General features: G+C 57.6%; 19 protein-coding genes and 2 pseudogenes. 12 read left to right on the forward strand and 9 right to left on the reverse strand.

Annotation, left to right across the window (positions count from 1 at the left end):
* Nucleotides 1–25: 25 nt before the first annotated feature.
* From rhaI to ASD54_RS17790, 8 genes are all read left to right on the forward strand, one after another.
* The gene (rhaI, locus tag ASD54_RS17755; protein WP_062555925.1) at nt 26–1,318 is read left to right on the forward strand and encodes an L-rhamnose catabolism isomerase; all 1,293 of its coding nucleotides are present in this window, start codon (nt 26–28) and stop codon (nt 1,316–1,318) included.
* 142 nt (nt 1,319–1,460) lie between these two features.
* Entirely contained in the window at nt 1,461–1,850 is a 390-nt protein-coding gene (locus ASD54_RS17760) for a DUF2946 family protein (RefSeq protein ID WP_082547264.1), read from the forward strand.
* Nucleotides 1,851–1,935: 85 nt separating this feature from the next.
* Nucleotides 1,936–2,592, forward strand: a complete 657-nt coding sequence (locus tag ASD54_RS17765) for a helix-turn-helix domain-containing protein (protein ID WP_162249592.1) — start codon at nt 1,936–1,938, stop codon at nt 2,590–2,592.
* Between the two features lie 54 nt (nt 2,593–2,646).
* Complete coding sequence (locus ASD54_RS17770) at nt 2,647–3,147, forward strand: copper chaperone PCu(A)C (RefSeq protein ID WP_062555928.1); 501 nt, start codon at nt 2,647–2,649, stop codon at nt 3,145–3,147.
* Nucleotides 3,144–3,746 (forward strand): SCO family protein, encoded by a 603-nt coding sequence (locus ASD54_RS17775; RefSeq protein ID WP_062555929.1) that lies wholly within the window; start codon nt 3,144–3,146, stop codon nt 3,744–3,746. Before ASD54_RS17770 ends, ASD54_RS17775 begins: the two co-directional genes overlap by 4 nt.
* 476 nt (nt 3,747–4,222) lie before the next feature.
* Nucleotides 4,223–5,728 (forward strand): sugar ABC transporter ATP-binding protein, encoded by a 1,506-nt coding sequence (locus tag ASD54_RS17780; protein WP_062555930.1) that lies wholly within the window; start codon nt 4,223–4,225, stop codon nt 5,726–5,728.
* A gap of 27 nt (nt 5,729–5,755) precedes the next feature.
* Complete coding sequence (locus ASD54_RS17785; protein WP_062555931.1) at nt 5,756–6,760, forward strand: ABC transporter permease; 1,005 nt, start codon at nt 5,756–5,758, stop codon at nt 6,758–6,760.
* Between the two features lie 94 nt (nt 6,761–6,854).
* Complete coding sequence (locus tag ASD54_RS17790; protein ID WP_062555932.1) at nt 6,855–7,790, forward strand: ABC transporter substrate-binding protein; 936 nt, start codon at nt 6,855–6,857, stop codon at nt 7,788–7,790.
* 124 nt (nt 7,791–7,914) lie between these two features.
* Here the strand turns inward: ASD54_RS17790 and ASD54_RS17795 are convergent, their stop codons facing one another.
* The 5 genes from ASD54_RS17795 to ASD54_RS17815 form a co-directional block, all read right to left on the reverse strand.
* Nucleotides 7,915–9,549, reverse strand: a complete 1,635-nt coding sequence (locus ASD54_RS17795) for an FGGY-family carbohydrate kinase (protein WP_062555933.1) — start codon at nt 9,547–9,549, stop codon at nt 7,915–7,917.
* Nucleotides 9,550–9,600: 51 nt separating this feature from the next.
* Nucleotides 9,601–10,329: an SDR family oxidoreductase gene (locus ASD54_RS17800; protein ID WP_062555998.1), complete on the reverse strand. Its 729-nt coding sequence runs from the start codon at nt 10,327–10,329 to the stop codon at nt 9,601–9,603.
* A gap of 23 nt (nt 10,330–10,352) precedes the next feature.
* Nucleotides 10,353–11,621 carry an ABC transporter permease gene (locus tag ASD54_RS17805; RefSeq protein ID WP_062555934.1) on the reverse strand — a complete coding sequence of 423 codons (1,269 nt, stop codon included), beginning with the start codon at nt 11,619–11,621 and terminating at the stop codon, nt 10,353–10,355.
* Entirely contained in the window at nt 11,618–12,439 is an 822-nt protein-coding gene (locus tag ASD54_RS17810) for an ATP-binding cassette domain-containing protein (protein ID WP_062555999.1), read from the reverse strand. Before ASD54_RS17810 ends, ASD54_RS17805 begins: the two co-directional genes overlap by 4 nt.
* 74 nt (nt 12,440–12,513) lie before the next feature.
* Nucleotides 12,514–13,521: a sugar ABC transporter substrate-binding protein gene (locus tag ASD54_RS17815; RefSeq protein ID WP_244484793.1), complete on the reverse strand. Its 1,008-nt coding sequence runs from the start codon at nt 13,519–13,521 to the stop codon at nt 12,514–12,516.
* Between the two features lie 314 nt (nt 13,522–13,835).
* Between ASD54_RS17815 and ASD54_RS17820 the strand changes: the two genes are divergently transcribed.
* Both ASD54_RS17820 and ASD54_RS17825 read left to right on the forward strand, forming a co-directional pair.
* Entirely contained in the window at nt 13,836–14,849 is a 1,014-nt protein-coding gene (locus tag ASD54_RS17820) for a LacI family DNA-binding transcriptional regulator (RefSeq protein WP_062555936.1), read from the forward strand.
* Between the two features lie 389 nt (nt 14,850–15,238).
* Complete coding sequence (locus ASD54_RS17825) at nt 15,239–16,174, forward strand: helix-turn-helix domain-containing protein (protein WP_062555937.1); 936 nt, start codon at nt 15,239–15,241, stop codon at nt 16,172–16,174.
* 23 nt (nt 16,175–16,197) lie between these two features.
* On the opposite strand, the gene ASD54_RS17830 is transcribed toward ASD54_RS17825, so the two are convergent.
* The 3 genes from ASD54_RS17830 to ASD54_RS17840 form a co-directional block, all read right to left on the reverse strand.
* Entirely contained in the window at nt 16,198–17,091 is an 894-nt protein-coding gene (locus tag ASD54_RS17830; protein ID WP_062555938.1) for an alpha/beta fold hydrolase, read from the reverse strand.
* A gap of 145 nt (nt 17,092–17,236) precedes the next feature.
* The gene (locus tag ASD54_RS17835; RefSeq protein ID WP_156379274.1) at nt 17,237–17,428 is read right to left on the reverse strand and encodes a hypothetical protein; all 192 of its coding nucleotides are present in this window, start codon (nt 17,426–17,428) and stop codon (nt 17,237–17,239) included.
* Between the two features lie 161 nt (nt 17,429–17,589).
* The gene (locus ASD54_RS17840; RefSeq protein WP_062555940.1) at nt 17,590–17,838 is read right to left on the reverse strand and encodes a hypothetical protein; all 249 of its coding nucleotides are present in this window, start codon (nt 17,836–17,838) and stop codon (nt 17,590–17,592) included.
* 202 nt (nt 17,839–18,040) lie between these two features.
* Between ASD54_RS17840 and ASD54_RS27320 the strand changes: the two are divergent.
* A pseudogene (locus ASD54_RS27320) lies at nt 18,041–18,153 on the forward strand (SDR family NAD(P)-dependent oxidoreductase); the annotation flags it as partial.
* Between the two features lies 1 nt (nt 18,154).
* Nucleotides 18,155–18,464, forward strand: a pseudogene (locus tag ASD54_RS17845) (SDR family oxidoreductase); the annotation flags it as partial.
* A 719-nt stretch (nt 18,465–19,183) separates the two neighbouring features.
* Here ASD54_RS17845 and ASD54_RS17850 read toward each other — a convergent pair.
* Nucleotides 19,184–20,242 (reverse strand): HNH endonuclease, encoded by a 1,059-nt coding sequence (locus tag ASD54_RS17850; protein WP_062424993.1) that lies wholly within the window; start codon nt 20,240–20,242, stop codon nt 19,184–19,186.
* Nucleotides 20,243–20,269: the final 27 nt, after the last annotated feature.

Genomic DNA, 20,269 nt, shown 5'->3' on the forward strand with positions numbered 1-20,269 from the left:
TGAACGCTCTGCACGGGAGGAACCAATGACAGGTCTGAAAATTTCGAGCGATGTGATCGCCGCTGAGAACGAGAAGCGCGCAGCCGCTCACAAATCGGACTATGCAGCGCTGGGTGAAAAGCTGGCCCGCAGCAATATCGATATCGACACCATCACCAAAAAGGTGGCCGAGTTCTTCGTGGCCGTCCCCTCCTGGGGTGTTGGCACCGGTGGCACGCGCTTTGCGCGTTTTCCCGGTCTTGGCGAGCCACGCCATATCTTCGACAAGCTGGAAGATTGCAGCGTCATCCAGCAGCTGACGCGGGCAACACCGACTGTTTCGCTTCACATTCCGTGGGACAAGGCGGACCCGAAGGAGTTGAGAGCCAAGGGGGATTCGCTCGGCCTCGGCTTCGATGCCATGAACTCCAACACGTTTTCCGATACACCGGATCAGGCGCACTCCTATAAATACGGCTCGCTGTCCCATGTGGATGCGGCAACGCGTGCACAGGCGGTTGAGCATAATCTCGAATGCATCGAGATCGGCAATGCACTCGGCTCAAAGGCGCTGACGGTGTGGATCGGCGACGGCTCCAACTTCCCCGGCCAGTCGAATTTCACCCGCCAGTTCGAGCGCTATCTCGACAGCATGCGTGACATCTACAAGGCGCTGCCAGATGACTGGCGCCTGTTCTCCGAACACAAGATGTATGAGCCTGCCTTCTATTCAACGGTCGTGCAGGACTGGGGCACAAACTACCTGATCGCGCAGACGCTAGGCGAAAAAGCCTTCTGCCTCGTCGATCTCGGTCATCATGCACCGAACACCAATATCGAAATGATCGTGGCCCGCCTCATTCAGTTCGAGAAGCTCGGCGGCTTCCACTTCAACGATTCCAAATATGGCGATGATGATCTGGACGCCGGTTCCGTCGAACCCTACCGCCTGTTCCTTGTGTTCAACGAACTGGTGGATGCCGAACATCGCGGCGTGAAGGGCTTCCACCCCGCCCACATGATCGACCAGAGCCACAATGTGACGGACCCGATCGAAAGCCTGATTTCATCCGCCAACGAAATCCGCCGCGCCTACGCCCAGGCTCTGCTGGTGGATCGCACCGCACTGGAAGGCTTCCAGAACGACAACGACGCCCTGATGGCAACCGAGACGCTGAAGCGCGCCTACCGCACCGATGTCGAAGCCATTCTGGCCGAAGCGCGGTTGCGTTCCGGTGGCGCTATCGATCCGGTCGCCACCTATCGCGCCAGCGGCTACCGCACACAGGTCGCAGCCCAGCGTCCTGCGGTCAAGGGTGGTTCCGGCGGGATTGTCTGACCCCCTGCTTCCGACTGAATTCAGAAACGCCCGGCAAAGTGTCCGGGCGTTTTTTGTGACCTGATTGCGCCGCATCAAAGACGAAAATGCCGCATTGCGGTCAATGATGCTCTCGGATACATCTTGCGACAGAGGATCTCGGATGGCACGATCAGGACACATGGCAGCGACATGGCTACGCATTCTGTGCGTAATCGCCCTCGTCATGCTGTCATTTGCCCACCGCCCGCCGGAGGCTGTTGCCGCACAGTTGACGGCACCCGAACTCTCCGCCATCGCATTGCCTGACGGCTCGATCCCGGTGATCTGCTCGTCCGATGAGGACGGCAAGACAAAACCGCATGTGCACGCCTCGAACCAGTGCGAAGCCTGCCGCCTCAGCGCATCCGTCCTGCTGCCTGAACCTTCGGAGCAAGCCGGACTGATCGTTTCCTTCGCGGAAACGATGGTTTTTGCAAAACGGATCGAAGCTCATTATCGCCAGCAGATCCCTCCGAACGCCAATCCCCGCGCGCCGCCCGCCTCTGCCTGATGAATGGTCATGCACCGTTGTGACACGGTGTCCGTTCAATCGGCATGCGGCCTGTCAAGGCTGAATGCCTTCCGGATTGCGCTTCATGCTAGAGCATATCGAACCAGCGGGTGGTTCTGTTCCGTTCCGTCTAACCAATACCCAGACACCTCTTCGTCAGGAGCGGTGGGTCGCACCTCAAACAACACTCGTTCCGCCAGTTCAATGGCGTGACGCGGCAGTCAGGATAGGCCGGGGCTGCCTGATCGTATCCCATGAATTGCCAGACGGCCGACGGCAGATCCTTGATGTGTTGGGTCAGGGGCGCGTTCTGTTCTGCTCCATGCTGACCCATGGAACGGCCAAGGCACGCTCGCTGACATTCACCAATGTCGAAAGACTGGATGAGCATTGCGACCGCGATGCAATCGAAGAGGCGCGCCAACTGGCAATGAAGAGGGCCTATGAGCACGCTCTGCTGCTGGGTCGCAAGAAAAGCACGGAAAAGGTAGCGACCGCGCTGCTCGATCTGGCAGATCAGTTCGCCCGCAACGCTGACACCCAGATGCGCCCCTCGTTTAACCTATACCTTATGCGAAACGAACTTGCCGACTGGCTGGGCCTGACGCTCGAAACCGTCAGCCGTTGTCTGAGCGACTTCAAACGCAAGGGCCTGATCGCCTTTGAACGGACAGACCGCATGACCATTCGCGAAAAAACGGCTCTGCGCGCTATCGCGGACGGACTGGCGCCCTCCACCTGAATTCAACTGCGGCCCAGCCGCGCACGTCCAACAATTCAACGTAAGAGAAAAGCAATGAAACAGAAACTGATTTCCCTCGCCGCCGTCCTGCTGACGCTCGTCGGCGTAACATCTGCATTTGCCCATGGTTTTCAGATCGGCGATCTGAAGATCGGCCATCCCTACAGCCGCGCCATGCTGCCCGGTGCAAAAGTTGGCGGCGGCTATCTGAAGATTACGAATGCCGGTGCCGATGATCGCCTCGTGAGCGCTTCATCCGACCGCGCAGCCTCGGTCCAGATCCATGAAATGAAGATGGATGGCGGCATCATGGAGATGCGCGAGTTGAAGGACGGTCTGGCCGTTCCGGCAAACAGCACCGTTGAATTGAAGCCCGGTAGCTATCATCTGATGTTCATGAATGTCGCCCAGCCTTTCAAGGAAGGTGAAATGGTGAAAGCAAAGCTCGTGTTCGAAAAGGCAGGATCCGTTGACGTGGAATTTGCTGTCGGACCTGCGAGTGGCGAGGCCAAGAACGACCACGCTGGCCACGGCGCTGGAGACCATAAAAAATGACAAAACGTGTCAGTCCATTCATGCTGCTGGGCGGGGGTGTGGCTGCCGTTTTCGTCGCGGCGCTGGTTGGCGTCATGACCTGGGTCGCGCAGGACACGCCGAGAGCCAGCCCGTTCAACGCGCGCTTCTCACTGGTGGATGATCAGGGAAATCCCGTCGATCAAAGCCTTTTCAAGGGCGCGCCCTCCATTGTCTACTTCGGCTACACCCATTGCCCGGAGGTTTGCCCGACAACGCTCTTCGAAGTTGCTGACTGGCTGAAGGAACTAGGACCCGACGGGAAATCACTGCGAGCCTATTTCTTCACGATCGATCCGGCACGCGACACCCCGGACGTGATGAGAAGCTATGTAACGGCGTTCACGGATCGCATCACCGGCATTACGGGCACCGAAGCGGAGATGAAGAAAGTGATCGATGGCTGGATGATCCATGCTTCGAAACTTCCCAGTAGCGATGGCGACTACCACATGAGCCATACTACCTCGCTGCTTCTGATCGGAGCGGATGGGCGGCTGAAAGGCATGATGCCCTACGGCATCAACGAGGACGAGGCGCTGAAGAAGATACGCGCCTCACTGCTTCGGCAAAATTCCTGATGACTGAGTGACCCGCTGCGCAAACCTCAGCGGGTCGCATTTTCATGAACACCATGCGTAAGTGTCGTATTTGAAACAAGTAACGTCTCTTATAGACATAATTCAGGTGAAGTGACGAAATCCTCTTCAAGTATGATTTTATAGATTGAAAATTGCTTGTTTTCTTGAGCATTATATAGCCGAGGCGCCTAGCTGGCGCCTGAAAGCGATGACCTGATGGCTGGGGAGATGTCAGGTCGTATCGGTGCGCTTGCGGGAGGACAAAATGCCAAGATCAAGACAACTGCACTGCTGATTTTCGTCCGGCACGTTTGGCCAGTCCATCGGAAGCTATTGGCTCTGATGTGAGTGCGTAGGGACGTAACTGGATTAGCCGGTTCCAGCCAGAATGAAAGCAATCTGCACTCGCTCATCATTGGGCGAGAACGAATTTCCTTGGCCGGCTCTCAGGCCAGAATCGCAATCAGGATCATGGCATGCACAACACGTCAGACACGGTTCCGCTGATTTCGGTCGAGGCGATCCACAAATCCTTTCCAGGCGTCAAAGCGCTTGTGAATGCACGGTTCGACCTGCGTCCGGGCGAAGTTCATGCACTGATGGGGGAAAACGGCGCGGGCAAATCCACCCTGATGAAGATCATGACCGGCATCCACCAGCCGGATGCCGGCGAGATTCATATCAGTGGCCAGAAGGTGAACCTATCCGATCCGCGTGCGGCCCAGGCGCTTGGCATCAGCATCATCCATCAGGAACTGTTCCTGATGAACCATCTGACGGCCGCACAGAACATCTATATAGGCCGCGAGCCTCGCAAGGGCTTCGGTGTGTTCGTCGATGAAGCGAAAATGCGGGCCGATACGGCAGCGCTGTTTGCCCGCATGAAGGTGGATCTCGATCCGGATGTCGAGGTGGGCACGCTCACGGTGGCGCGCCAGCAGCTTGTGGAGATTGCCAAGGCACTTTCCTTCAATTCTCGCATCCTGATCATGGATGAGCCGACATCTGCCATCAACGACAAGGAGGTGGAGCACCTCTTCGCGATCATCAACGACCTGAAGGCGCATGGTGTGGGCATCATCTACATCACGCACAAGATGGATGAGGTAAAGCGTATCGCCGACCGGGTGACAGTCATGCGCGACGGCCAGTATATCGATACGCTGCCTGCCGCCACGACCGACATGTCCAGGATCATCTCCCTCATGGTGGGCCGTGAACTGGCGGATGCCACACGCGCCACGGGCCAGGGCGGCGATGTGGTTCTGGATGTGAAGAACCTCAACCGCGGGCGCGCAATTCGCAATGTCAGCTTCTCGCTGCGCAAAGGCGAGATCCTGGGCTTTGCGGGGCTGATGGGCGCTGGTCGAACGGAGGTCGCGCGCGCCATCTTCGGTGCAGATCCCATCGACAGCGGCGAGATCAGCATTCACGGGGTGACGCAGGCCATCCGCAGCCCGCAGGATGCCGTACGTCTGGGGTTGGCCTATCTCAGCGAAGACCGCAAGCACTACGGGCTCGTGACCTCGATGACGGTTGGAGACAACGTCACCATGTCGTCATGGCCGCGCTTCACACGAAGCAGGGTCTTCATGAACGATGCGCGCATGCGCGCAGCCGCCAATGATTATATTCAAAAGCTGAGGATCAAGACGCCCTCGGTCGATCAGGAAACACGCCTTCTCTCCGGCGGCAACCAGCAGAAGATCGTCATTTCCAAGTGGCTGCTGCGCGATTGCGACATCCTGATTTTCGATGAACCGACCCGCGGCATCGATATCGGCGCGAAAGCCGAAATCTACAAGCTGCTGCAATCGCTGGCTGACCAGGGCAAGGCCATCATCGTCATCTCATCGGAATTGCCGGAAGTACTGCGGCTGTCGCACCGCATTCTCGTGATGTGCGAGGGGCGGATCACCGGCGAACTGACGGGACGCGATGCGACCCAGGAAAGCATCATGACGCTTGCGACACAGCGGTGACAGGGCCTCGATAAGGAAAAACCGATCATGACCGATCTGACACTCGACCAAGCCGGCAAGACAAAATCGGCCCTCGTTTCAACCTCCACCCTGCAAAAGGGCGTGGCCTTCGTGGTGCTGATAGCACTGCTCGTCTTCTTCAGCGTCTTCACCGAAAATTTTGCGGCCTGGAACAACGTCGTCAACATCATGCAGGCCACTGCGGTGAACGGCGTGCTGGGCGTGGCGGTGACATTCGTCATCATCTCCGGTGGCATCGATCTGGCTGTCGGCACCATGATGACGCTGACTGCCGTGATGGCCGGCATCATTCTCACCAATCTCGGCATGCCCTTGCCGCTGGGTATTCTGGGTGCGATGGCATCTGGTGCGGTCATGGGTGCGATCTCCGGCACGGCGGTCGCCAAACTCAAGATCCCGCCGTTCATTGCCACACTCGGCATGATGCAGATCGCGCGCGGCCTTGCACTCGTCTTCTCCGGCACCCGTCCGATCTATTTCAACGACACCCCGAACTATGGATTGATCTCACCGGAAAGTTCGCTTGCGCTTCTGATACCCGGGCTCGAAATCCCCAATGGCGTGATGATCATGTTCATCGTCGCCATCATTGCCTCGATCATTCTCAACCGCACGCTGTTCGGGCGCTACATCTTTGCGCTCGGTAGCAACGAGGAGGCCGCGCGTCTCTCTGGCGTCAATGTCGACTTCTGGAAGATCCTGACCTATGCGTTGAGCGGCCTGATCTGCGGCATTGCCGGTCTCATCATATCGTCGCGCCTGAATTCGGCGCAACCGGCCCTCGGGCTTGGCTACGAACTGGATGCGATTGCCGCAGTCGTCATCGGCGGCACCTCGCTTTCCGGCGGGCGCGGCACCATTCTCGGCACCATTATTGGCGCCTTCATCATGAGCGTTCTCACCAACGGCCTTCGCATCATGGGAGTGCAGGAGGAATGGAAGATCGTCGTGACGGGCGTCATCATCATCGTCGCCGTCTTCGTCGACATCATGCTGAGAAGGAGGGCCTGATCGGCGAAAGAGAGGAGCTTTCGCAGGACTGGGAAATCGAACCGCAAGACGCAAAGCCTCTTGCAATAAACAAACATATCATTGGGAGCGAGATATGAAGAAAACCACCACCGCAGCCATCCTGGCCCTGAGCGCGGCATGCGTGTTCAGCACAGGTGCAAAAGCACAGGAAGCCTATTTCCCCATTGTCGCCAAGGGCTTCAGCCACCAGTTCTGGCAGGCGGTCAAGTCTGGAGCCGACAAGGCTGCCAAGGCCAACGGCGTGAAAATCACCTTCGAAGGCCCGGAAACCGAGGCGCAGATCGACAAGCAGACGGACATCCTGAACGCCGCCATCGCAAAGAAGCCGCAAGGCCTTGGCTTTGCCGCGCTCGATTCCAAGGCGCAGGTGCCCGCTTTGAAGAAGGCCGCCACCGCTGGCATCCCGATCGTGGCGTTCGACTCCGGCGTCGACAGCGATCTGCCGCTCACCACGTGCTCGACCGACAACAAGACGGCCGCAGCGGCCGCGGCCGACAAGATGGCGGAAGCCATTGGCGGCAAGGGTGAAATTGCAGCTGAGATTCACGACCAGACTTCCGCGACAGGTATCGGACGCCGCGATGGCTTCCTGAACCGCATCAAGGAAAAGTATCCGGATATCAAGGTTGTCGAAGTTCAGTACGCCAACGATGCCCTGAAAGCCGCTGACGATATCAAGGCCATGTTGCAGGCTCATCCCAACATCAAGGGTATCTTTGCCTCCAACGAAGGTGCGGCCATCGGTCTGGCCGTCGCGCTGAAGGAGTCCGGCAAGAAGATCGTCGGCATCGGCTTTGACTCAGGCAAAACCCAGAAGGATGCCATCAAGAACGGCGCGCTTCTGGGCTCCATCACCCAGAACCCGGTTGGCATCGGCGAATGCGTCGTCAATTCGCTGGCAAAGGCCGTCAAGGGCGAGAAGCTGCCGAAGATCATCGATACCGGCTACTACTGGTACGACAAGAACAACATGAACGATCCGAAGATCGCAGCCGTTCTTTACGATTGATCAATCAGGGGTGGGCGGCTGACGTCGCCCACCACAACTCCGTTCTGTGCCTCAACCTCGTGCACGCTCTTCGCGTGGGGTGAGGCACGAGATCAGAGGACAGCGAAGCTCAATCGTCTCTGGCTCAACTGGACTGGATGACGCGCGCAGTTTCCTGAAGACGCAGAAACGCCTCGTACCGACTGTTGTGACGCTCCTCGAGTTCATTCTCGACGGGCAGATATTCATCTGCCACGCGCGAAAGCGCATCCATGGCATCCCGCACGTTGGAAAACGCGCCGCCAGCAACACTGCCAAGGATGGCAGAACCGAGCAGAACCGGCTCTTGTGCCGAAATGGTCGTGACGGGCTTTCTGCTGGCATCGGCGAGGATCTGGCGAACGAGGGGATTGGAACCGGCACCGCCGCTGATGACGACCCGTTCCACGACAGCGCCGGATCCCGCCTGTGTATCGATGATCTGGCGCAGTCCATAGCCGATGCCGCATAAGCCGGCGACATAAAGCGCGACCAGGCTTTCAAGATCGCGTTCCATCCCCAGACCGGCGATGATGGCGCGGGCATGTGGGTCTGCGAATGGTGCGCGGTTTCCGAGAAACTCGGGCACGACATGATAACCGGTTGCCAGCGTGACGACATCCGATGGATGGGACACCTGTTTCAGAGCATGATCCGCAAGAAGCGCGGGAAGTGACTTGCCTTGCGAAGACGCCAGTTGCGCAGCCTCCGCTGCAGCCGGGTGGAAGCTGGTCAACTGGTCTATCGCCGCGCCCGCCGCACTCTGTCCCCCCTCGTTCAGCCAGATGCCCGGAACCATGGCGGAATAATAAGGACCCCATACCCCCGGCACGAAAACCGGTTCTTCGGTGGATGTCATGGTGCAGGAAGAGGTTCCGAAGACATAGGCCATGTTGCTCGTCGGTTTTCCGCCCACGCCCACGGTCCCGATCCCGCCCGCATGGGCATCGATCATTCCTGCGGCAACGGCTGTTCCCGGAAGAAGGCCCATCAGATCTGCGGCCTCTTCAAGAAGCCCCTGCCCGAGCGGCGTTCCGGGCTCGACGATCCGTTGACCGATCCGGGCGAAAGCATCCTCTGCCAGATCGCCCAGACCGATTTGCTCGAAATAACTCGGATCCCATCGCTGCTCATGGGCCAGGTAGGTCCATTTGCAGGTTACCGTGCAGGTTGACCGTGCAAGGTCGCCGGTGGACTTCCAGGTCAGGAAATCGGCCAGATCGAAAAACTGCCACGCAGCATCGAAGATATGGGGGCGGTTCTCCTTGAGCCAAAGAAGTTTCGGCGTCTGCATTTCGGGCGAGATTCGTCCACCGACATATCTGAGAACCTCGTGACCCATCTCGTTTATGCGCTCTGCCTGCTTTACAGCCCTATGATCCATCCAGACCACGATATCTCGATGGGGCGCATCAGACGGACCGACTGCCAGAGACCGACCACCTTCGCCCAAAACGACAAGCGAACAGGTGGCATCGAAGCCCAGCCCAATAACATGCGCCGGATCGACGCCCGCCAAGGCCACGGCCTCACGGACAATGTCGCAGACCGCGATCCAGATTTCTGTGCTCGATTGCTCGACCACCGAACCGGCATCCCGAAAAAGGGAGATATCTCGCTTGGAAACGGAAAGCATGTTTCCATTGAGATCGAAGAGACCCGCACGAGCGCTTCCTGTTCCAACATCGACGCCAATGACGTATCGTTGCGCCGCGTGGTTCAAATTGTCGTGCCCGCTCATGGTCTGTCGCCCTTGCTGCCGCGTCTCATTTTTGGTCGGATCAGCGCCTGATCAAAGGTCAACGCTGTTGGGAAGGATCACCAGATCCCGGATCGTGACATTGCGCGGTCGCGACAGCATGAACAGGACAGCATCGGCTACCTCTTTCGGCTGCATCAGACTGCCGTTGGCAAGTGCTTCCTCCATCTTGGCTTTCGGCCAATCATCAAGGAGAGCTGTGACCACAGGACCGGGCAGCACCGCTCCTACACGCACACCATGCGGCGCCACCTGCCGACGGGTGGAGTGCACGAAGGCCTGCACCGCAAACTTCGATGCCGTATAGATCGGCTCCCAGACGACGGGAACGACCCCGGCAATCGAGCTTGTAAAAAGAACATCGCCGGACTTCTGAGCAATCATGTGCGGCAGCACTGCATGCACGGAGCGGAACGCCGCGTTGATGTTCAGATTGAGCATCCGATCCCAGGCGTCTGGATCGCCCTCCGCCACCGGACCGCCGATATAGGCTCCGGCATTGGCATGAAAGATATCCAGACGGCCCGCGAGTTCCAGGATCTTGGGCAGCATCCCGGAGACTTCGGCGCCATTCAGGAGATCAACCACCAATGGCTTTGCCCGTTCGCCAAGCTCCTTGCAGAGGGCCTCCAGCTTGTCCCCGGCGCGGTCGATCAACACCACCGTAGCGCCTTCGGAGATCAGCACGCGAGCGCACTCAAGCCCTATGCCGGAGGCCGCACCCGTTACGGCAGCAACCTTGCCCTTCATCAAATCGGTCATCTTCATTCCTCCAAATCTATGGATCAGGCACGTCCGTGGCTGACACGAGAGCGCCGTGCCAGAGAATCCACGATAACGGCTATGGCAAGAACTGCCCCGGTAATCATGTAGCGAAGCGATGAGCTGAGGTTGAGGAGTGTGAGGCCATTCGAAATGGCCTGGATCACGATAATCCCCAGAAGCGCCGAATAGGCACTGCCGCGTCCCCCGAAGAGGCTTGTTCCGCCAATGACTGCAGCTGCAATCGCGTTGAGATTGACATCACCCGTCCCTGCCTGCTGGCTGGAAGAGGCGAGGCGCGCGGCGGACAGCGTTCCGCCAAGCGCAGCAAGTGTCGAACACAAGACAAAGGCGCTCATGTAGATGCGGCGGACATTGATGCCGGAACGTCGCGCCGCTTCACGATTGCCGCCGACGGCAAACATGGAGCGGCCCCATTTCGTTCTCGTCAACGCATAGTTCAAGACGATGACCAGCAGGACAAAAAGACCGAACATCCACGGCACGCCACGACCGAGATTGAGATAGTAGACGGCAGCCTGGAGGATCAGTGTCAGGACCGCGACCTTGACAAGAAGGCTGCTGAGCGGCTGGGAAGACAGGTTGACCCTTTGGCGCCGGGCACGAATTGCAAGGCCGGTAACGATCAGCACTGCGCCCGGCAGAAGAGCAAGCAGGTGCGAGAGCCAGCGTGGCATGACGAGGATCTGCCCGAATCGAACAAGCGGTGAGGCATAAGGCAGGTTGATGCTTCCGGTCGGGCCGAGGATGTAAAGCTGCAAACCGAGAAGCGCGAGAAGTCCGGCAAGCGTTGCCACGAAGCTCGGCATGCCGAGGCGATTGTAGAGCATGGCGTAGAGCGCACCGACAGCAGCGCCTGTTACGAGCGCAGCGCCGATCGCCAGAGGCAGGGGAATGCCTGAATTGACCCAGACAACACCGATGATTGCCGAGGCAAGCCCGCTCATCGATCCGACCGAAAGGTCGATTTCGCCAAGGATCAAGACACAGACGATGCCAAGCGAAATGATACCGACCGTTGCGCAATCGAACAGAAGGTTCACCAGATTATTGGGAGCAAGAAAGATCGGATTGAGAATGCTGAACACCGTGGAGATGACGATCAGTCCCACGGCAACGGGCAGCATGCCCAGATCACCGGAGCGGACGCGACCGATGAAGGCCTTCAGCAGGCCCGCGAGGCCATCTGCGTGATTGACACGCTCATCGCTGCGGTCGAGCGCCAGGGGGGCTGGTTCGGACCTGGACTTGGAAGACATTTGCGTAGTCATGCGTGGCTCCCGCGATTGGCTGCCTGCTCGTCCGCCTTGCGGCCCACTCGGCGCGAAACGGCATTTTCCGTCGCACCGGTAATGGCAGCGACGAGTTCCTGATTGGATGTATCGGGAGTGAACACGCCATTGTTGCGCCCGAGACGCAACACGACGATCCGGTCCGCCACGGCCCGCACATCCTCCATGTTGTGGCTGATGATGATGACCCCCAGACCGCGCTCACGCACGCGTTCGATCAGGTTCAGAACCTCCGCCGTCTGGGCGACGCCGAGTGCCGCAGTCGGCTCATCGAGCATGATGATCTTGGGATCCAGCAGGAGAGAGCGTGCGATGGCAACGGTCTGGCGCTGACCACCGGAGAGTGAGGCGATCGGCTCGCGCACCGACGGTATGCGGGCGGCAAGCTCACGAAGCAGCGTCCAGGCGCGTACTTCCATCGCAACTTCATCGAGACTCCAGGGTGACAATTCGTGACCGAGGAAAAGATTGGCGACAACATCAAGATTTTCGCACAGCGCCAGATCCTGGAACACCGTAGCAATTCCAAGTTCGAGAGCACGGCTTGGGCTGTCGAGGCTGACCTCCTTGCCGCAGAACTCGATGCGACCGGACGAAGGCTGGTGAACACCGGCCAGAACCTTGATCAGAGTGGATTTTCCAGCGCCGTTGTCGCCGACAAGGGCGACAACCTCCCCCGCCTTCACCTCCAGTTCTATGTCCGTCAGCGCCGAGACCGCGCCAAAATTCTTCGACACGTTGCTTAACTTGAGGATGGTCGTGCTTGGTGCCGGTAGGCCTATGTCATTTCGTTGCATGACGAAGTGCTCTTTGTTGTGACGTGACAGCACCCGGCCCGGAAGGCTCCGGACCGGGTGTTCCGGGGAGGATGTTACTGGAGAATACCAAGCTTCTTGCAGCCGGCAGCATATTCGCCCGTGCAGATTTCTTCAGGCTTCTGGATCCCCTTGTCGAAGATTTCCGCCTTGATGTTCTTCGCAGTGACGACTGCGGGAACGAAGAGCTGGGACGGCGTTTTGTAAAGCGTGGTCTTGGCTTCCGGCTTCTCGCCCTTCAGCAGTTTCACGGCGATATTTGCAGCGGCAGCAGCCACGATTTCGGACGGCTTCGAAATGGTATTGTACTGATCGCCCGAAATGATCAGCTGAAGTGCTGCGATCGTCGCATCATTGCCCGTGACCGGGGGGACGGGATTGACACCGGCTGCCTTGAAGGCTGCGATCGCACCGCCGCCAGTGCCATCATTTGCCGCTACGACGCCCTTGATCTGCGCGCCGAACCGGGTGATCTGGCCTGCGGCCCACTCCTGCGCCTTTGGCGGCGCCCATTCCGGCGTATCAAACTCCGCGAGCGTCTTGTAACCGGAGTCCTTCAGTCCGCGATGGATACCATCACGGATCAGGCCGGCAGCAGCATCGGTCGGAGAGCCGTTGATTTGCAGAACTCCGGAACCGGCCGGTACACCTGTTGCCTTCAACTGGTCGACCAGGGACTTCGCAATGGCGTGACCAATGCCTTCGTTATCGAATGATACATAATAGTCAGCGGCCTTGTCCGGGATCGGGCGGTCGTAGGCGATAACCTTAACGCCCTGGGACTGCGCAATTTCCACAAGTGCAGCAGCGGCGGCTGAATCCACCGGATCCAGAACGACGACCTTCGCACCTTGGGCGATGACCGAGTTGAACTGCTGCTGCTGAAGCGCAGCATCGGCATTCGCGTTCTGGTAAATGACCTTGCAGGATGCGCACAGCTTGGCCATCTCGGCCTTGAAGCCGGGATAATCGTGCTTCTCGTAGCGCGTGGACGCCTGGTCAGGCATCAGAAAGGCGACCGTCGAGCCTTCCTGCGCCAAGACAGAACCGGAAAGCAGTGTCATCAATCCGGCAGTCGCAAGCAGCATGGAACCAGTTTTCATAGATCTTCTCCTCCTTGAATGGGCAAGGGTCTGCTTCGAAAGACCAGCCCGGACCTCCGCTCTCAACGCCCATTCCGCGCCCGGCCAAGCAAGCGCAGATCTTCCGTCGTCGCCGTGCAATGCGGCGCCGAAGAATTCGGACTTTGAATGAACGCCTCCCGGTCAACCCTCCACAGCCAACCTGTATCATCGATTGAGCTACACTGCTCAATCGATGAAGCAAGAATTGCCACCTTCTCCGTTTAATGTCAAGTTGCCTCTCACAGGAGGAATTCGTGAATCACCAACGACCGCAGAAAAAAACGACCATCTATGATCTCGCCGAGCTTGCGGGCACATCCGCGAGCGCTGTCAGTGCCGTACTGAACGGAAACTGGAAAAAGCGGCGCATCAGCAGTCAACTTGCAGACAAGATCACGAAAATCGCCGAGGAGCAGGGCTATGCCGTCAATATGCAGGCCAGCCTGCTGCGTCGTGACAAGTCACGCATTATCGGCATGCTGGTCCCGAAATATGACAATCGGTACTTCGGCTCCATCGTCGAAACCTTCGAGATCATGGCGCGCGAGCGGGGATTGTTCCCCATCATAACATGCACCCTCCGCAATCCTGAGCTCGAGGTGGAAGCCGCCCGGACAATGCTGTCCTATCAGGTCGAATGGTTGATATCGACCGGCGCAACAGATCCGGATCGTATTACCGATCTTTGCCTTGCAGGTGGGGCCCGCAGCCTGAACCTCGATCTTCCGGGCTCCAAGGCAACCTCGATCATCTCAGACAATTTCAGCGGGGCGCGCGAACTCACCCGCCGTACTCTGCTCAATCTTCAGCGAAAAAAGGGCACCCTTCTTCCTCTTCTCTTCATCGGCGGTCGCGGCACTGACCACAATACGGCCGAACGAATTCGTGGTTTTCGCGCAGCACATCAGGATCTGGGCGTCACGATTGAAGAGCATCATATTCTCGCCTGCGGCTATGCTCCGGAAAAGGCAGCCGACGCCTTGAACGCACTGGTAACGTCGGAAGGCCGCGTGCCTGCGGGACTGTTCGTCAATTCGACGATCTCGCTCGAAGGGGTCATGCGCTGGCTCAAATCATCACCGATGGGCGTCAATAGCCAGCCAGTCATTGGATGTTTCGACTGGGATCCGTTCGTGGCATTGATGGGTCACGAAATTGAGATGGCCAGGCAGGATGTTGCGGGCATGCTCAAGGCCGTCTTCGATATTATAGAGACAGGGGATAGCGGCGCTCGCAAGCTGATAGAGATCCAGCCGATCTTTGCCTGAGGGCATTTTACTGGGTGGTTGCCGGACGGCTCATTGATTTCAGTCGGCAGCCACATACCGTGCATCCATGTCGCTCACCTGACCGACAACAGACTGGTCAAATCACGGTGTTCTTGAGCCAGCACATCACGCAGAACCGCCAATCCGCCACAAACAATCCAGTCCTGGGACGAGCGGGTGTTCACTCAGATAAGTTGCGTCGACCGCTCGGCGATTTCAACGCATAGGCGGTGGCGGAGAACCCGCCGTATCCGGCTGTTCAGGCGGCAACCTATTTCAAATCAAAACTTGATATTCTTGGTCAGGAGGGTCACCCTTTACGGGGGAGGACTTGCTGACCTTGAGGAGGACCAAAGCCTCAATGTCAGCATGCAAAGCGGAGAGACAAAATGACAAACCTTGCGTCGTTTTGTGAGGCCTTCCTGAACTGGGACCTCAACATCTCACCTGAAGCTGCCAAAGACACCCGACTAGAGTGCCGGTACTACGGGGATGTGCGGATTTCGTCACTCGAAGGCGGAATATGCAGGGGCGTTCGTTCAGAATTCCACAATGCGCTCGATGGTGGTGAATACACGGGTCTGGTCACCTTGATGCGGGGAAACATGCTCGTAAGTACCGAGGGGATCGAGATGGAGCTTTCCGAAGGTGACACTTTGATATGGAGCAATAGAGGGAACCACGAATTTTATGTCAGCGACTGGGTTCAACAGTTGATCATCATCGTCCCAACCAGTCGTTTCCAGACTTACATGGCCCGTCCTCTGCCATTCAAACAATGGGCGCTCCAGGGTAGAACCCCCGTTGGCGGCCTCATTTCAGGGTTCATGCGCGCGCTGTCACAGAACATTGAGCTATTGGACAGACGGTCAGGCGAGACGGCGGTCGACATGTTCCTCGCCATGCTGAGCAAGGCGATCAAGGGCACGCATGTAAACGTCGAGGCGACACCGCGAACTGCAAGATACGACCGTATTCTGTCGTTCATCGAAGATCATCTTGCGAACGCCAAGTTGACGCCTGCTTTCATTGCGCGAGCACACAATATCTCTACTCGATACCTAAATTTTCTTTTCCATCAGCACGGTCAAACTGTTGTTGGCTGGATCAGGGAGCGCCGCCTTGTTCACGGCGCCGAAGATCTGCAGGAAAGTCAGGACGCACTGAGTATTACAGAAATCGCGCATAAATGGCATTTTAGCGACGGCGCGCACTTCACAAGATCGTTCAAGACCAAATTCGGGGTCACGCCAAGCGCTTGGCGTCGCGACAATCAACTGACCAAGGATGGGGTCCAGTCAAATGCGCCGCGACGCCGAAACTAGTCCAAGCCGACTGCGTCAAACGGTCAGAGGTGTTTCTTGAACCATGCCAGCGCCAGCTCTGCGGCTTCATCGAACTTGTCGTAGTAAAGGTCAAAGTGCCCGCCTTCGACGATAGCAAGGTTCTTCGGATGGCCGGCCCGATCAAAGGCTGCCTGCGCGATGTCGGGAGTCGTGACGCGGTCGGTAGAGCCGATGATCATCTGGAATGGCCGGGGCGAAATCAGATGAATGAGGGCTGCCGGTTCATAGGTGCTGGCGAGTTCCATGGAGCGCACGGTCACCTGATTTTCCCAGGTTTTCGACTTACCCCGATGAGCCATTGTATAGGCCCAGGCATCCGCCATCGGCATAACAGCCGGCTCCATCGGGTTTTCTGTTACCACAGGCATCATCTGGGGAGGCTGGCCCGCCATGCGTCCCAATCTGTCGCCTGCCCATATTTTCCGCACCATGGCAAGAAAATCCGGGCGGACCTGACGCGCGACGGTTTGGCTGCCGCTGACAAAGGGTACCTGCACCGAAACGCATTTCACGCGATGATCAATCGATGCGATATTGATTGCATGACCACCGCTGAAGCTCGACCCCCAGACGCCAATGCGCTCCGCGTCAATTTCCGGCTGCAATTGGGCGAAGGTGATCGCATCGCGCATGTCTTCGACCTGCTGTTGCGGCAGGACCTCTTGCCGTTGCGCACCATCACTCAGGCCGAAATTCCGGTGATCATAGAGAAGAACTGAAAAGCCTCCGCGTGCAAAATACTCGGAGAAGCCTTCATGATTCGAAAAATCGACGGTGGAACTGATTCCGCCAGTCATGATGATCAAAGGCTTTGCAGTAGCATCACCGGCGCCGCTGTAAAGGCGCCCGCGCAACATGGTGCCGTCAGCTGTCTGGAAAGAAACTTCTGAGTACATGCGTGGTATCCCTATTGGAGTTTGTCTTGAGGTGACGAACGTTCCGGCCGCGAGAAGATCGGACAGGCTCTACCATTCTAGTTTTCAAGGACCGGGATTTGATTACGCCGCTGCTCTTGCCACAGCGGTCGCGCTTCTGGCGCAGCTAAAGAGAAAGAGCGCAAAGCTTCCAATGACGATTGCCAGCTAGCCTGCCCGCCGTAAAGCTGCACATTTCAAAGATGATGCTGACGTTTAACGTGTCGAACCAGGCCGAAAACGCCGCAGTGTCGTTCGCGCCGCACATGTGTTCGGCAATCAAAGCGACCGCTGACAGCTTCGTGTCACCGTTGTTCATCTGCCTCTCCCGGAGATAAGAGGCCGAGCCAGCTTCCTCCAAGGACGGCAAGGCATGATAGGTTTCAGCTGACGCTTGCGCCTGCATCGACTTGCAACGAAACCCCGGTCATGCCGCTGCTTTGATCGCTTAACGGGAAGACAACGCTGTCGGCGACCTCCTTAACGGTCACTGCTCATCGCAGGGGGTGTCTGATCTTCAGCATTTCCTGAAAGCCGGGGTCGGCAAACACTGGACCCGTCATCGGCTTTTGCGCCCTTGGTCTCCTCTGCAAGCCGCTGAGCACCAGCGACGTCGTAATCGGCGATCGCTATGCGTGCGCCGCCTGCAGACAGCGGCTCAACGATCTTGGCGCCCAGGCCTGATGCGCCTCCCGTGCCAAAGATAACCTTGCCTTCAAAATCTTTCATAATATCCTCCCTCTCAGACGAGCACTGTCATATTCCCAGGCTCTGCCTGATCTACAAAGGCTAGCCTGCATTCGCAGCCAATACTTGTTTTTACGGGAAGGAAGACTTGAATGGTTGAGAAGTGTCGAAACGATGCTCTTGGAAAACAGGCCCAGATCAACGGCCAAATACCCGAAAGTCGGATAGAGGCGCCTGCAACCGAAGCCTGCTTCGAACCGGCATCCGCGTTGCGTCCTATACATCGAGCAAGCACGCGGTTGCCGGTCTGACCAAACTCATGGCCAACGAGCTTGCGGCCAAGGGGATCACGGTCAANCGGCATCCGCGTTGCGTCCTATACATCGAGCAAGCACGCGGTTGCCGGTCTGACCAAACTCATGGCCAACGAGCTTGCGGCCAAGGGGATCACGGTCAACGCGATTGCACCGGGTTACATGGATACGGACAATACGGAAGCGTTGAGAAACGACCCGAACAGGAACCGTTCGATTCTCGAGCGTATTCCAGCTGGTCGATGGGGCACGCCCTCCGACCTGGATACGGCAGCACTGTTCTTCGCCTCTCCAGCGAGTGGCTATGTGACCGGTCAGGTACTGGCTGTCGATGGCGGCTGGCTTGCGAGGTAGTGGATGCCTTGGTGTGAGCCCTTGAGGGGTTCACACCGTTTTCCGCGCTGGTCGACGATGTCAATTGGTTTGCTTTGTTGGTGACGGCTGGTGGCTTTGCGGGGAGGAGCGCCGTTGACGTTGTGTAGTGCCATCTCATCTGGGTGAGACATTATCGTATCGTATGGGGTTTTGTGGCGTTTCGTGCGCTCCTTGGGCCGCCGTCGATTGCCTCGAGATGTCGCTCTCACGACTGACGGACAGTATCTCGAACGCATCCATGCGGACTGCTCAGTTTTGCGATCCGCGTGTTGACGCGGGTGTTTGGGATCGTCTTTGTGTAGCGTTGGTTTGGAAACGCAAAAAGCCCCTTGTTGGGGCTTTTGTGTGTGTTGTTGTGTTTGGACGCAACCATCTCAACTTGCATTTCCTATCGACCTGCCTACGCGTGCTGGAACAGATGGCGGCCGGTAACCATGGCGACCTGTTTCGTACAGCGGCGTAGCCCACCGAATAACCTGGATTCTCACTATCTATATAATATTAAATGTCTTTCCATTGTCTAGGTTGGGCACTAATCAGAGCCGACTTGCTTCACCGTTACTCGAATGCACGCTCGCTTCCCCGGCGCCATCGATTCAGCTATCTTGGATCCGACGATCCTCCGCTTGTCCAGGCTCAGGCCGAGCTGCGGCAGCTTCAGACTGGTCGCCGCCGCCGCTGCTGCAACCGAGGCAACATCACTTCGCAGATTTGCCCAAGACCTCCTGACCGCTGCTTGCTTCTGCAAATCGGCTCCGATACCGCGTCTCGAAAGTGGCTTGGATGGCTTCAGCCATCAACGCCCGAAGCTGTTCGCCCTCGGTCGGCGCGACACCGGTCTGCTTCCAATCCTGGCGCTCGAACTCTGAGGCATCGATAGTGAATTCGTCGCTACGGTCCTGCTTGCCAAGTACATCGTAGGCGTAAATGTGTTCGACCAAATCCACCGGACCTCTGGCATCGGCAAACAGACCACCAACTCTTAAAACACCCAAAATCTCGACATAGGCGATCAACTGTCCGCTCATCGGCACCGAACGGACGATGATTTTGTGGCCAATAGGAATATCCGGCCCCTTCAGGCCGGGAAGACCCTCAACCATGTATCGAAACGTCCCACCATGACTCTGCATGGCCCCGATCACTGCTACGAGACGCTCCCAGTCCATAAAGGCGCGGCCCGTCGTATGGATGAGATACAACCAAATAGCCGTCGTCACACCACCGAACACACCCTGCGGACTGAAATCCAGACCCATCCTTAACTCGTCGCCGTCCTCAATCCCGACCGTGCGGGCATGCTGCTCAGCCTGGTTTGCGTCAAATTGAGGAAATTCTTTCTCCGCGCGTCTCAAGAGCTGCCGGAACGTCGTCATGTCGCCAGCCGAAATGTGCACTTCGTGTCCGTCAGCAATAGGCGTGACGTCATAAACAACATTTACTGCCGTCATGCTACCATCCCGCTCCAATCGGACGCGGCGGCCATTGCGGGTTTCGATCAGTTTAGGCGGATTCTTCCCACGGTCTCTCGGCAAATCGAGAAGCGTCGGCCAATCCCCAAACGCCTTGACCAGCGCATTATCAGCCAAAGCGTCGAGCTTGGTGTTGCACGTCTGGCAAATTATGCCTTTCGGTTTGAGCCGACCACCAAGCGCATTCGGGATGATGTGCGCCTCGGAGTCATTCTCGCCAGTCAGCGCCTCACCACAGCCTTGGCAAATCTTCTGTGGACTTGCATTCTCTTTCTCTTCGCTCAAAATCCTACTTCTCCAATTCGCCCGCGT

It is taken from the genome of Rhizobium sp. Root149 (assembly GCF_001427345.1).
GTDB lineage: Bacteria > Pseudomonadota > Alphaproteobacteria > Rhizobiales > Rhizobiaceae > Neorhizobium > Neorhizobium rhizoryzae.

Bases quoted from the DNA above. Each gene is read 5' to 3' on its own strand.
- ASD54_RS17780 (WP_062555930.1), top strand. From the start codon at position 4,223: ATGCACAACACGTCAGACACGGTTCCGCTGATTTCGGTCGAGGCGATC.
- ASD54_RS17790 (WP_062555932.1), top strand. From the start codon at position 6,855: ATGAAGAAAACCACCACCGCAGCCATCCTGGCCCTGAGCGCGGCATGC.
- ASD54_RS17815 (WP_244484793.1), bottom strand. From the start codon at position 13,521: ATGACACTGCTTTCCGGTTCTGTCTTGGCGCAGGAAGGCTCGACGGTC.
- ASD54_RS17825 (WP_062555937.1), top strand. From the start codon at position 15,239: ATGACAAACCTTGCGTCGTTTTGTGAGGCCTTCCTGAACTGGGACCTC.
- ASD54_RS17830 (WP_062555938.1), bottom strand. From the start codon at position 17,091: ATGTACTCAGAAGTTTCTTTCCAGACAGCTGACGGCACCATGTTGCGC.
- ASD54_RS17810 (WP_062555999.1), bottom strand. From the start codon at position 12,439: ATGCAACGAAATGACATAGGCCTACCGGCACCAAGCACGACCATCCTC.
- ASD54_RS17800 (WP_062555998.1), bottom strand. From the start codon at position 10,329: ATGACCGATTTGATGAAGGGCAAGGTTGCTGCCGTAACGGGTGCGGCC.
- ASD54_RS17795 (WP_062555933.1), bottom strand. From the start codon at position 9,549: ATGAGCGGGCACGACAATTTGAACCACGCGGCGCAACGATACGTCATT.
- ASD54_RS17785 (WP_062555931.1), top strand. From the start codon at position 5,756: ATGACCGATCTGACACTCGACCAAGCCGGCAAGACAAAATCGGCCCTC.
- ASD54_RS17805 (WP_062555934.1), bottom strand. From the start codon at position 11,621: ATGACTACGCAAATGTCTTCCAAGTCCAGGTCCGAACCAGCCCCCCTG.
- rhaI (WP_062555925.1), top strand. From the start codon at position 26: ATGACAGGTCTGAAAATTTCGAGCGATGTGATCGCCGCTGAGAACGAG.
- ASD54_RS17770 (WP_062555928.1), top strand. From the start codon at position 2,647: ATGAAACAGAAACTGATTTCCCTCGCCGCCGTCCTGCTGACGCTCGTC.
- ASD54_RS17760 (WP_082547264.1), top strand. From the start codon at position 1,461: ATGGCACGATCAGGACACATGGCAGCGACATGGCTACGCATTCTGTGC.
- ASD54_RS17775 (WP_062555929.1), top strand. From the start codon at position 3,144: ATGACAAAACGTGTCAGTCCATTCATGCTGCTGGGCGGGGGTGTGGCT.
- ASD54_RS17835 (WP_156379274.1), bottom strand. From the start codon at position 17,428: ATGAACAACGGTGACACGAAGCTGTCAGCGGTCGCTTTGATTGCCGAA.
- ASD54_RS17765 (WP_162249592.1), top strand. From the start codon at position 1,936: ATGCTAGAGCATATCGAACCAGCGGGTGGTTCTGTTCCGTTCCGTCTA.
- ASD54_RS17840 (WP_062555940.1), bottom strand. From the start codon at position 17,838: ATGAAAGATTTTGAAGGCAAGGTTATCTTTGGCACGGGAGGCGCATCA.